A 12152-nucleotide genomic window follows, 5' to 3' on the forward strand; every position below is an offset into this window, starting at 1 on the left:
CATGCAGGTAGTCATCGGTGGCGCGTCGGGGTTCCTCGGCACGGCGTTGACAAAGCACCTGCGTTCACAGGGGCACACGGTCACTCGACTGGTGCGTTCAGGTTCCGGCGACGACGCTTCACGCTGGGATCCAGCCGCTGGCGTCATCGACCAAGACCTGATCAACGCCGCTGACGCCGTCATCAACCTGTCGGGCGCCTCCATCTCCCGCTGGCCACGTACGCGGGCCTATCGCCAGGAATTGCTCGATTCCCGTACGTCGCCGACCAGCGTGATTGCACAGGCGATCGCCAAGTCGCCGACTCCACCGGTGATGCTCTCGGCATCCGCCATGGGTTTCTATGGCAGCGACCGTGGTGACGAGGTGCTCACGGAGCGCTCCACAGCTGGAACCGGATTCCTCTCCGACGTCGTTCAAGCATGGGAAGCCGCTGCTCTCCCTGCTGTCGAGACCACCCGCGTGGTGTTCCTTCGTACGACGCTCGTGCTCGACAAGCGTGGCGGACTGCTCAAGCTGATGCTGATCCCGTTCAAGCTCGGCGCCGGAGCAAAGATCGGCCCCGGCACTCAGTACATGTCGTTCATCTCGTTGGATGACTGGCTGCGCGCGGTCGAGTTCCTGCTGGACTCGCAGACGGCCAACGGACCGTACAACCTGACGATTCCGCAGGCGCAGACCAACGCCGAGTTCACGGACGCACTCGGCGTCGCTTTGCACCGTCCGACGTTCCTCGCGGCTCCCGGCATCGCGCTCAAGGCCGCATTGGGCACTGGGATCGCGAAGGACCTGCTCGGATCGCTGCGGGTCTCCCCCAAAGCACTGACGTCAGCAGGGTTCGAGTTCGAGCATCCAGATCTCGCGTCGACGATCGAAGCCGCGTTGTGACTGGCGTTCTCACCACACCAATACGGGCTTGACGACCTTTCCGGCCAGCACGTCTGCGACAGCGGTGTTGATCTCGCTGAACGGGTACGTCGCGATGAGCCCATCGACATCGAACTCGCCGGCCGCGTTCAGGGCGATCAGTCGCGGAACCATCTCCAGCGGGTCGGAGTCGCCCTCGATGGACGCCTTGATGACCTTGCCGGTCTGCAGCAGATCGATCGCGTCGATCGCGTACTCCTCCGCGCCGAGACCCAGCGCGACCAGAGTGCCGCGGACCTTCAGCGCCTGCTGAGCCTGCTTGACGACAGCAGAGATCGCCGTGGTGTCGATCGCGTACGACGCTCCGGTGCCTCCGGTGAGTTCTTTGACCTTGGCGACAACGTCCTCTTCGGCCGTTGGATCGATGCCGATCGCGCCGTATCCAGCAGCCGTGGCACGGCGGCTCTCCAGCGGGTCGACGGCGATGATCGTTCCGACACCCAGGTGCTTGGCAGCCGCCAGCGCGGACAGACCGACGGCTCCGCAACCGAAGACGACCAAGCTGTCCGCAGCGGTCGGCTTGAGAACGTTGAGCACCGTGCCCGCACCGGTCTGGAAGCCGCAGCCATATGGGGCGACCTTGGTCAGGTCGACGGACTTGTCGACGACCACACAGTTGTCGGCGTACGCGATGGCGTACTGGGAAAGGCTCGACTGGCCGAAGAAGTTGCCGAAAACGGGCGACCCATCGCGGCTGTACGTCGTACTGCCATCCATCCGCATGCCCATGTAGTTGAGCAGGAGGGAGGAGTCGCAGTAGCCGACCAGATCGTTCTTGCAGTTCTCGCAGCCGCGACAAGAGCGGAACGAGAGGACGACGTGGTCACCGACTTCGATTCCGCTGACGCCCTCGCCAACCGCCTCGACGATGCCGGCACCCTCATGGCCGAAGACATTCGGGAACATCTCTGCAGGTAGGAAGCCCTTGAGGTGGATATCGGTGTGGCACAGACCGGTCGCGACGATCTTGACCAGAACCTCGTCGGCCTGCGGGTCTCCGAGCTCGATCTCCTCGAGGGAGAAGTCGGCGCCCTGCGAGTTCACAACAGCGACAGTGGTCTTCATACGTCACGCTCCAGCCAGAAGTAGTGGTCAGCCGTCACAGTAGTGGAACGAGTTCTAGTTCTCGATGCGCCAACCATGCGAAGTGAGTATGAGTGTCACGACTCGCCGCGTCGGCAGATCCCGCGGCAACCTACGCGTCGTACCGTCGTCCCACTCCACGTGCGCCGGAGCCAGCCGATCGACGACGATGAGGCTGACTCGATCGGCCGATGCGCTCTTCACCTTGCAGGACAAGACGATGAAGTCTGCACCCACGACCTGAGCGCCCCGGCTCCGGTAGTCGCGGATGAGTGCGGCGTCAGCCTTTCGAGCGGAGCTGGCACGTACGTAGGCCTCGCTCAACAGAGCTGGATCGGCGTTCGCGAAAGCCTGAGCTCGTACGTCGTCGAGCTCACCCAGAACTCCCGCCCAATGGACCTCGTCTGAGCCTGCCAACGCGGCAATCGCTGCCACCCACGCGAGGATCCAATCCATCGCGACACCGTGCCGCAATGGCCTCGCGAGCGCCGATCGGCATCCACAGAGTGCCACTCTGCAGTCGTACGTTGGAACCATGCAGCTCGGCCAGCACGCTCCCGCATCCCATGTCATCGCGCACGTCAGCGACACCCACTTCGGGCACGGTACCGCCGCGGTCTACAGCAACACCGATCCGGCCGCGTACCTCGAAGCCACGATGCGCCGCCTCGCTATCGTGCGGCCGGACGCCATCGTGTTCACCGGCGACATCGCTGATCACGGTGAGCCGGAGGCGTACGAGGCTGTTGCCTCGATCGTCGTCGACGCAGCGGCCGAGATGGGTGCCGAACTCATCTGGGTCATGGGCAATCACGACGCTCGCGAACCGTTCTCACGCAGACTGCTGGGGCGCGACGGCGATCCCGAGGCGCCAATCGACCAGGTCTTCGACATCAACGGGCTACGCGTCATTGCGCTCGACACGACCATTCCGGGCTATCACGACGGCGAGCTGTCAGCGACCCAGCTGGAATGGCTGCGTGAGGAGCTCGCATCCCCGGCGCCTCACGGCACGCTCCTCGCAATGCACCACCCACCGATCGCGACGCACCTGCAGCTGATGACGATCATCGAGCTCGCCGATCAACACCTGTTGGCTGATGCGATCGAAGACACCGACGTTCGAACGATCCTCGCCGGGCATTACCACTACTCCGCTCACAGCACGCTCGGCTCCGTGCCTGTCTCCGTGGCCGCCTCAACCTGTTACATCATCGATCCGGCGGCGGATCCGCGCGGCTTACGCGGCTACGACGGATCGCAGTCATTCGACCTGGCGCACGTGTTCGCCGACCGCATCGTTCACAGCACCGTTCCTGTACAGCCGGGTCGCTTGGTCGTCGACTATCCACTCGAGGCACTTGAGCACGTCGCGGCCATGACGCCCGCCGACCGGCGCGAGAACTTCGCCAAGGCCTCGGTCGACATCGATTCGATGGTCATGGTCGACGGAGATACGCTGGAGACGTGACGAAGCTCCAGATCATCGACGACTGGTACGGCGACAAGGCGATCGATTACCTCGACGCCTGGGAGCTGCAGCGCGAACTTCATGAGCAGCGCGCCAACGACCAGATCGACGACACCGCGATGTTCCTCGAACATCCCGCCGTCTACACCGCTGGACGTCGCACCGAGCCCCACGAGCGTCCGTTCGACGGCACTCCCGTCATCGACGTCGACCGTGGCGGCAAGATCACATTCCACGGGCCGGGCCAGCTCGTCGGCTACCCGATCACCAAGCTTCCGTCGCACGTTCTCGTAGTCGACTACGTACGTCGCGTCGAGGAAGCCCTGATCCGCGGCGTCGCTGATCTCGGCGTGACCACTGGTCGCGTCGCCGGTCGTTCCGGAGTCTGGCTGCCGGCAGGCAACGGCAAGATCGAGCGCAAGATCGCGGCGATCGGCATCCGTGTCTCACGCGGAGTCACGATGCACGGATTCTCGCTCAACGCAGACGTCGATCTGAGCTACTACGACCGCTTCGTACCGTGCGGCATCGCTGACGCAGGAGTGACCTCGCTGACCACAGAGCTGGGCCGTGACGTCACCGTTTCAGAGGCCGCAGCAGCAGTGACTCCACACCTCGTCGAGCTGTTGGAGTGGGAGTCCTACGCACCATCACCCGACCTTGCTGCTGATGCCATCCCGGACGTCCCGGTGCTGAATCTCGCCGTTGGTTCACAGGCGTAGGCTGGCCCTGTGACTATCGCTCCTGAAGGCCGCAAAATGCTGCGGCTCGAAGTCCGCAATGCGGAGACCCCGATCGAGAAGAAGCCCGAGTGGATCAAGACTCGCGCCAAGATGGGTCCCGAATACACCGAGCTGATGAATCTGGTGAAGGGCGAAGGCCTCCACACCGTTTGTCAGGAAGCCGGATGTCCCAACATCTTCGAGTGCTGGGAAGACCGCGAAGCGACCTTCCTCATCGGCGGCGAGCAGTGCACCCGCCGTTGTGACTTCTGCCAGATCGATACCGGCAAGCCGGACCCGATCGACCGCGACGAGCCTCGCCGTGTTGCCGAGAGCGTGCAGAAGATGCAGCTCCGTTACGCGACGATCACCGGTGTCGCCCGCGATGACGTACCTGACGGTGGCGCTTGGCTCTACGCCGAGACGGTTCGCAAGATCCATGAGCTCAACCCCGGGATCGGCGTTGAGAACCTCATCCCCGACTTCAACGGCGTGCCTGAACTGCTCGAGCAGGTCTTCGACAGCCGCCCCGAGGTGCTGGCGCACAACGTCGAGACGGTCCCCCGCATCTTCAAGCGCATCCGTCCGGCGTTCCGCTACGAGCGCTCGCTCGACGTCATCACCCAGGCTCGCGATTACGGCCTGGTCACCAAATCCAACCTGATCCTCGGCATGGGCGAGACCCGCGAAGAGGTTTCGCAGGCACTCGTCGACCTGCACGAGGCCGGCTGCGACCTGATCACGATCACTCAGTACCTGCGCCCCTCCAAGCGCCACCACCCCGTCGAGCGTTGGGTGAAGCCCGAGGAGTTCGTCGAGCTCAAGGACGAGGCCGACGAGGTCGGATTCGCCGGAGTCATGTCCGGACCCCTCGTACGTTCTTCGTACCGCGCAGGTCGCCTCTACCAGCAGGCCATTGAGAGCGGACGCGGCAGCGCTGCCATCCGTACCGCGCCGTAGACTGACCCTCATGTCCAACGCCACACCCGCACCCGCCAAGGGCCGCATCCGCCAGATGCGACAGGCCTACACGATCACCAAGCGCAACGATCGCAACATCGGTTTGATCTTGCTGCTGACGTTCCTCGTGTTCGGCGGTGCCGCTGGTGCGCTCGGCTACCTGGTCTTCGGTACGGGCACATTCGGCCTGATCGTCACGATCCTGTTCTCCGTGCTGATCGGCATCCTCGCCTCACTGATCGTCTTCGGACGTCGCGCCGAGAAGGCTGCGTACGCGCAGGTTGAAGGCCAGACCGGTGCAGCTGCCGGCGCGCTGCAGATGCTGCGTCGCGGTTGGGACGTCAAGCCCGCCGTCGCGTTCACCAAGAACCAGGACATCGTCCACCGTGTTGTCGGTCGTCCCGGCATCATCCTCGTCGGCGAGGGCAACCCCACGCGGGTCAAGAACCTTCTTGCGGCCGAGAAGAAGAAGCACGCCCGCATCGGTGGCGAAGAGGTGCCCGTGACCGACATCGTCGTGGGCCGAGGCGACGGCGAAGTGCAGCTGACCAAGCTCCTCAAGCACGTCCAGAAGCTGCCCAAGAACATCAAGCCTGCCCAGATGACGGCACTGCTCTACAAGCTCAAGGCACTCGACGCGATGCGTCCGGCCGCTCCCATGCCGCGCGGCCCCGTGCCGACGAGCATGAAGGGCTCCCGCAAGGCGATGCGAGGCTGATTCAGCCTCGCGGTGGGACGTTGACGACTGCCTGAAGTGCAGTCGGCCAATCAACGTCGTCCCAGAACTCGCTGTGCCCGTGCAGCCTGGTCACCGGTCCGGTCTGCAGAGCCTCGTCGTACGGCGTCGGGTCGATGACCCTCCAGTCCGCACCGCTAATGCGACGACGGGTCACGGGATCGTACGAGTCGGGCTGGCGTCCGGCACCGATGTCCGGGAAGTGCTGCGATGACGGTTCGGCACCGTCGGGCGAGTGATCCCACGACAACACTGGTCCAGCCAGTGGGTCGGTTGCGCGATAGAGGTTGACCCACGCTCCGTTGAGCGACGCGTACAGACCTGCGATCGAGTCCAGGTTGACGAAGCCCGGGAACGCGCGCGGGAAGATCAGCCGCAGCTGCGATCCGAACGTCACCAGCGCAACGCGATCTCGTTCCTCCGGCCTGAGCAACAGAAGTGCGCTGAATGAGATCAAACTCCCCTGGCTGTGTCCGCATACGACCACAGGTCGCTGAACATCGGATTCGCCGATCTCACTGAGGTGCCAGCGGATGCGGTCACGCAAGTCGACCACGGTGCGCTGCGAGTACGGGCGCGGAACGAACGGGTGCACCGCGTGGGGCCAAAACGACACGATGTCCCAGATGATGCTGACGCCACGCCTCGAGGCTTGCGTCTTGATGGCTCCACGACTCAGCGCGACGGTGCCTGCTGCGAGAGCGAGCAGCGTCCACGCGCCGAAGATGGTGAGGAAGTCGCCATTGCCGCTACGCCGCGGCTGACTCAAGTAGTCGAGCAGCCATGGAGCCTCCTTGCACTCCGTCGGATCGTTCCCGCCAGCACAGAACCCGACTTCCCAAGCGACCACGAGAGCAAGCACGACCCCGAACGCTGCGAAGACCCAGAACAGCGCCGGCAACTTGGTCTTGAGTCGCGCGATCCAGATGCCGCGCGCGATCTTGGACGTCCACCCTTCCGGGAGCTTGGTGGTCGCCTCGGCCGGCGAGCCGTGCATCGCTTCGCTCACGCCGATGAAGTGCTTGCGACGGATGAAGTAGAACGTCAACGCAAAGATGGCGATCGCCACCAGCATCAGCGCGGTGAGGCCCCACGCGTACGCCACCCGGTCCAGCATCGGTGTCGCGCCGACTCGTGTCTTGAGTGTCAGACCCTTCTCGTCGATCCGCTCGGCGATGTCGAGGTCGAGCGAGGTCGACACAGCGGTCGACACCGCAGCCGAGAGTCCCACGCCGATGAACGTGGCGACGGTGGCGATCAAGTAGCTCGTCATCCCCCATCCGTACCGAACGAAGAATCGTGCGGGGTCCTTGTCGCTGCCCGTCTTTGTACGGGTGGTCCATGCCAACGCGATGTTGGCCCACGACATCAGAACGAGTACCAGTACGCCGGCGACCATCAGCGAGTTGGCGAACCCGTCAAAAGCTTCGATGCGACCGACCGGTTTGGGTCGTTCAACGCCGCTCACTTGAATCGCGGCGGCGATCACGATGATCGTGGAGAAGACCAGCAGCAGCGGCGACAACACCTTGACCACGCCATGCCAGTTGGTGCGCAGACGAGCCACCCGCGACGGCATCGCAACACTGACCGAACCTTCTGGATCGCCGAGGAAGACGACCACGATCACGGTGACGACAAGCAGTCCGAGCGCAATGACGCCGACCAGCGGACGCGTGGACCATGCGTCTGAATCCCGCGCGAACGTCGCCATGATCGCGATCAGCGCGAATGAGGCGACGAGGTGAAGGGCACGAAGCGTCGAGGCGTCCGCATCACCTCGGTAGAACGACTTCTTGGACAGCGGCGTGGTCGTCGTCTCGTCGGTCTCGGTCGAGTCGGACGGTCCCGTACGGCCAAAGCCCTTGCCGAGCACGTACAAGATCAGCATGGCGACGGCACTCAGGATCACCGCACCCGTGAGAACTGTGTCCGGCTCATAGCTCCGGAGTAGTCGGGTCTTGGCCGCCCAGCGCCAGCCGAGCAGGTCCATCAACACGAAGCCCGCTGTGAACGCGAACAAGCAGGTCATGAGCAGCGCCGCCAGCCGAAGCAATGCACCGCAGAGGCCATGCCAGAACTTGGAGGTCCGGTTGACGAACGGCGGCAGCATGAACTGGGCCGCGTTGATCAGGCCGAACGGGACGAGGATCAGCCACAGACCCGCGCGCCACGAACCGGAGGTGAACTGGCCCCAGTGATAGCCCTCGACGGTGTGCCCGTCGTCGGCCTTCAACTCCTTGCCGCTGCCGTTGATCGGCCGGAAGTAGCGCGAATAGCCGTCACCGGCGATCTGCTTGACGTGCGGGTGAGCCAGGAGCGACTCAGGCGGCGTGCCGCTGACACCGTGTACTCGGAGCTCGACCCAACGACCGCCAGCCATGGAGCGACTCAACCACTCCCGGCCGTGTGGCGTCTAGACGCGTATGACCCGGGCACCCGCTGCGATGTCGTGCAGACCGCGCTTGTCTTCGTTCATGACGATGGCTGGCAGCACCAGCGACAGCAGGGCCGTACGAAGAACTGCACGGGGCACGCCAATCGGTCGGCCAGCGGGATTTTCGACTCTGAGACCGAGGATGCGCTTACCGATCGTGAACCCGAGCAGGCCCGTCAGGATGCCTACCTCAACGATGAAGAACCCCACGATCACCAGGTTCTCCCCGACGTTCTTCGGCGGATAACTGACTCCCGTCAATGCCACGGCGCTCAAGGCGGCAACGGCCCAATCGATGAGCAATGCGAGGATGCGACGGCCAAGTGAGGGGGTTTCCACGCGCCGAGCCTATCGATGGCGCCGAATTCACTCGCCGAGGCACTTGTAACATGCCTGAAACAATTCAGTGATGGTCGGGAAACTGCCGGAGCCTAACGTCGGCTTCAGTGCAGCGACGCACTTTCCTGCCATCCGACATCAGTGACCGCCACGCGGTCGAGGAGGACATATGTTCGGCAATGCCGACGAGCTGTTCAAGTTCATCAAGGACGAGGGTGTTGAGTACCTCGACGTCCGTTTCACCGACCTTCCCGGCATCCAGCAGCAGGTGACTCTGCCGGCTTCGACGTTCGATGCCGACATGGTCAAGAGCGGCGTGGCGTTCGACGGCTCGTCGATCCGCGGATTCCAGACGATCGACCAGTCCGACATGGTCCTGTACCCGGACATCGGCACGGCATACGTCGACCCGTTCAAGGCTCGCAAGACGATCGCCATGGACTTCTTCGTCCACGACCCGATCACGGGCGAGGCCTACTCGCGCGACCCGCGCAACATCGCTCGCAAGGCCGAGGCCTACCTCGCCACGACCGGCATCGGTGACACCGCGTTCTTCGCTCCCGAAGCAGAGTTCTACATCTTCGACCGCGTCAACTACGGCACCAGCGCCAACAAGTCGTTCTACGAGATCCAGTCGAGCGAAGCTGCTTGGCAGACCGGCAACTCGATCGACGACAACCGCGGTTACCAGGTTCGTTACAAGGGTGGCTACTTCCCGGTCGCGCCGACGGACAAGACTGCTGACCTCCGCAACGACATGATGACCAACCTCACGAACTCCGGGCTCATCCTTGAGCGCGGCCACCACGAGGTCGGTACGTCCGGTCAGGCCGAGATCAACTACAAGTTCGACACGCTGCTCAAGGCTGCCGACGATGTCATGAAGTTCAAGTACATCGTCCGCAACACGGCGTGGGCCAACGACAAGACCGTCACGTTCATGCCGAAGCCGATCTTCGGTGACAACGGCTCGGGCATGCACGTTCACCAGTCGATCTGGGACAAGGGCAAGCCGCTGTTCTATGACGAGTCGGGCTACGGCGGACTGTCGGACCTCGCTCGCCACTACATCGGCGGCATCCTGAAGCACGCTCCGTCGCTTCTGGCGTTCACCAACCCGTCGACGAACTCCTACCACCGTCTGGTGCCGGGCTTCGAAGCTCCGATCGCACTGGTCTACTCGGCCCGTAACCGTTCGGCTTGTGTCCGTATCCCGATCACGGGATCGAACCCCAAAGCCAAGCGCATCGAGTTCCGTTGCCCCGACCCGTCGGCCAACCCGTACCTCGCCTTCTCGGCGCTGCTGCTGGCCGGGCTCGACGGCATCAAGAACAAGATCGAGCCGCCGGCTCCGATCGACAAGAACATCTACGAACTGCCGCCGGAAGAGTACGAAGCGATCAACATGGTCCCGACGTCACTCAACTCGGTGCTCGACAACCTCGAGGCAGATCACGAGTTCTTGACTGCTGGTGACGTGTTCACGCCCGACCTGATCGAGACGTGGATCGACTACAAGCGGACCGAAGAGATCCTCCCGATCCAGCTTCGCCCGCACCCGCACGAGTTCGAGCTCTACTACGACATCTGAGCCGATGACGTAACAGAACGCCCCAGACTGAAAGGTCTGGGGCGTTCTGCGTTTCGGCGCGACCTCCGATAGCTCGATCGAGTCATTTCACTCAATCGGGACATGGGTGCGCAACACCCGTGCGACTCTCGTCAGATGCTGAAGGGCCACAGTTGGAAGTTCTGGGTGGTAGCGAGCTTCGCTGCGTTCGTGGGCCTTGGCGCGGTTGGAAGCCTCGTTCCAGAGACCGAGCCGTCAAGCACGACCGTGGACCTGACTGATTCCGAATCAACAGCGGCCTCGCCGAAGGCTGATCTGACCTCCGAGCCGTCGACGCCCGTGTTGCTCTTCATCACCGATCAAAAGGACGGCGACTCCTGGGTCGCGTCCGACGACGACGAATACCGGCTCGGCATGGTCAATGCCCCGGAAGTCGGCGAAGACTGCTTTTCCGAGGCCGCAGCGTTTACGCGCGAGTTCGTGAAGGATGGGTTCACCGTCGACGACTACTCGACCGACACGTACGGACGCCACGTCGCAGAAGTGTTCGACAAGTCCGGCGACTCACTCAACGTTGCCTTCGCCACGAGCGGACTCGGCGATGACCGCTACCTTGCGGAGTTCCGCCACGAGAACGTCGCATTGGCCGAGAGGCTGGATGCGGCCTACGCATCAGCGCCAGCTCCGTCGTGCAAGGCGAGCAACAAGCCCGTCCCGCTGGTGAAGAAGCCAGCGAAGACAACTAACAGCAACTGTATGGATGGCTACTCGCCATGCCTTCCGATCCGCTCCGACATGAACTGTCCAGAGATTGGCCACCCCGTCACCGTCACCGGAAGTGACCCGTATCGACTCGATCGAGACGGCGACGGAACCGGCTGCGACTAGGACCTGCTGTCGCGGCTAGTTCTTGGGCTGATCCAGGAACCATCGCGCGCCGGCACGGATGGAGTCCTCGACCGGCGTTGGTTCCCAACCCAGTTCGCGGGTGGCTTTGCTGTGATCGACCGGCGTTTGGATATGCATCAGTCGGACGCTCGTCGAGGTCACTACCGAATCTCTCCGGAACAGCCGCGAGATTCCACCACCCACAGCTCCGATCACCTTCATGGCTGGCAGCGGGATGCCGATTCTCGGCGGCTTAGCCTTGCCCTCGTCCGACGCAATGTCGAAGAGGTCCTTGATGGGCAGGAAGCGCTCGGAAATGATGTACCGCTCGCCGATCCGGCCTCGGTCCCCCGCAAGGAGGAATGCGGTCGCAGCATCCTCAATGCCGACAACTTCCATCGAGACACCCTTGACGTACGCAGGAACCTTGCCGCGAGCAGCGGCTTTGACCAGCTTGCCGTGTGGAGTCGGACCGTGGTCTCGCGGACCGTAGGTCGTCGAGACGTTCAGCACGACGGCCGGCAGTCCCTGCTCCTGGTGATAGCGAAGCACGAGTTCCTCCGCCTGCGTCCGGGACTCGACGTACGCGCCACCAAGGTGGCGCCAGTTGTGCGGCATTGATTCGTCGACCAGCCCAGAGTCGGCGATCGCGAGTGCGCCAACGGTGCTGCAGAAGACGAACTTCGGAACGCCGACCTCGATCGCTACATCCAGCACGGTGCGCAGGGCCTCGACGTTGGTGGCGAACAGCGGCGACGGATCGCGCAGCCATGCGCGCGCATCAACGATGCAATAGAAGACCGTGTCCACGCCGGTCATCGCTGTACGCATGGCTTCGACGTCGTCCAGGTCGCCGTGGTGCCGCTCTACTTCGAGGTCGTCGATGCCCAGCGTCGAACTGGACTGGCGGATCCAAACCCGGACCTGGTCCCCTCGTTCGACGAGCTGACGGGTCACGTGTGAGCCAAGGAAGCCGCTGGCACCCATGACCAGTTTCGTACCGCTCACCACTTCACCCCTC

The 12152-nt window shown here is 63.3% G+C and carries 12 protein-coding genes; 7 read left to right on the forward strand and 5 right to left on the reverse strand.

Annotated elements, in window-relative coordinates; genetic code table 11:
* The first annotated feature begins 1 nt into the window (after position 1).
* On the forward strand, positions 2-886 hold the full coding sequence (locus tag J2X11_RS10485) for a TIGR01777 family oxidoreductase (RefSeq protein ID WP_309970449.1): 885 nt from the start codon (positions 2-4) through the stop codon (positions 884-886).
* A gap of 9 nt (positions 887-895) precedes the next feature.
* Here the strand turns inward: J2X11_RS10485 and J2X11_RS10490 are convergent, their stop codons facing one another.
* Positions 896-1990 carry an NAD(P)-dependent alcohol dehydrogenase gene (locus J2X11_RS10490; RefSeq protein WP_309970452.1) on the reverse strand — a complete coding sequence of 365 codons (1095 nt, stop codon included), beginning with the start codon at positions 1988-1990 and terminating at the stop codon, positions 896-898.
* Between the two features lie 54 nt (positions 1991-2044).
* Positions 2045-2464: a hypothetical protein gene (locus tag J2X11_RS10495; RefSeq protein ID WP_309970455.1), complete on the reverse strand. Its 420-nt coding sequence runs from the start codon at positions 2462-2464 to the stop codon at positions 2045-2047.
* Positions 2465-2543: 79 nt separating this feature from the next.
* Between J2X11_RS10495 and J2X11_RS10500 the strand changes: the two genes are divergently transcribed.
* The 4 genes from J2X11_RS10500 to J2X11_RS10515 are packed head-to-tail and all read left to right on the forward strand — an operon-like array spanning position 2544 to position 5879.
* Complete coding sequence (locus tag J2X11_RS10500; RefSeq protein WP_309970458.1) at positions 2544-3479, forward strand: metallophosphoesterase; 936 nt, start codon at positions 2544-2546, stop codon at positions 3477-3479.
* A complete protein-coding gene (gene lipB / locus J2X11_RS10505) occupies positions 3476-4201 on the forward strand; it encodes a lipoyl(octanoyl) transferase LipB (RefSeq protein WP_309970461.1) in 726 nt (241 codons plus the stop codon). Before J2X11_RS10500 ends, lipB begins: the two co-directional genes overlap by 4 nt.
* A gap of 36 nt (positions 4202-4237) precedes the next feature.
* A complete protein-coding gene (lipA, locus tag J2X11_RS10510; protein ID WP_309972347.1) occupies positions 4238-5161 on the forward strand; it encodes a lipoyl synthase in 924 nt (307 codons plus the stop codon).
* Positions 5162-5171: 10 nt separating this feature from the next.
* The gene (locus J2X11_RS10515; RefSeq protein WP_309970464.1) at positions 5172-5879 is read left to right on the forward strand and encodes a DUF4191 domain-containing protein; all 708 of its coding nucleotides are present in this window, start codon (positions 5172-5174) and stop codon (positions 5877-5879) included.
* A gap of 1 nt (position 5880) precedes the next feature.
* Here J2X11_RS10515 and J2X11_RS10520 read toward each other — a convergent pair whose 3' ends face one another.
* Both J2X11_RS10520 and J2X11_RS10525 read right to left on the reverse strand, forming a co-directional pair.
* Entirely contained in the window at positions 5881-8280 is a 2400-nt protein-coding gene (locus J2X11_RS10520; protein WP_309970466.1) for a hypothetical protein, read from the reverse strand.
* Positions 8281-8313: 33 nt separating this feature from the next.
* The gene (locus tag J2X11_RS10525; protein ID WP_309970469.1) at positions 8314-8673 is read right to left on the reverse strand and encodes an RDD family protein; all 360 of its coding nucleotides are present in this window, start codon (positions 8671-8673) and stop codon (positions 8314-8316) included.
* A gap of 169 nt (positions 8674-8842) precedes the next feature.
* Between J2X11_RS10525 and glnA the strand changes: the two genes are divergently transcribed.
* Positions 8843-10264, forward strand: a complete 1422-nt coding sequence (glnA, locus tag J2X11_RS10530; protein ID WP_309970471.1) for a type I glutamate--ammonia ligase — start codon at positions 8843-8845, stop codon at positions 10262-10264.
* A gap of 246 nt (positions 10265-10510) precedes the next feature.
* On the forward strand, positions 10511-11131 hold the full coding sequence (locus J2X11_RS10535; protein ID WP_309970475.1) for a thermonuclease family protein: 621 nt from the start codon (positions 10511-10513) through the stop codon (positions 11129-11131).
* Positions 11132-11146: 15 nt separating this feature from the next.
* Here J2X11_RS10535 and J2X11_RS10540 read toward each other — a convergent pair whose 3' ends face one another.
* The gene (locus tag J2X11_RS10540) at positions 11147-12139 is read right to left on the reverse strand and encodes an NAD-dependent epimerase/dehydratase family protein (protein WP_309970477.1); all 993 of its coding nucleotides are present in this window, start codon (positions 12137-12139) and stop codon (positions 11147-11149) included.
* Positions 12140-12152: the final 13 nt, after the last annotated feature.

This window comes from Aeromicrobium panaciterrae (assembly GCF_031457275.1).
Taxonomy (GTDB): Bacteria; Actinomycetota; Actinomycetes; order Propionibacteriales; family Nocardioidaceae; genus Aeromicrobium; species Aeromicrobium panaciterrae_A.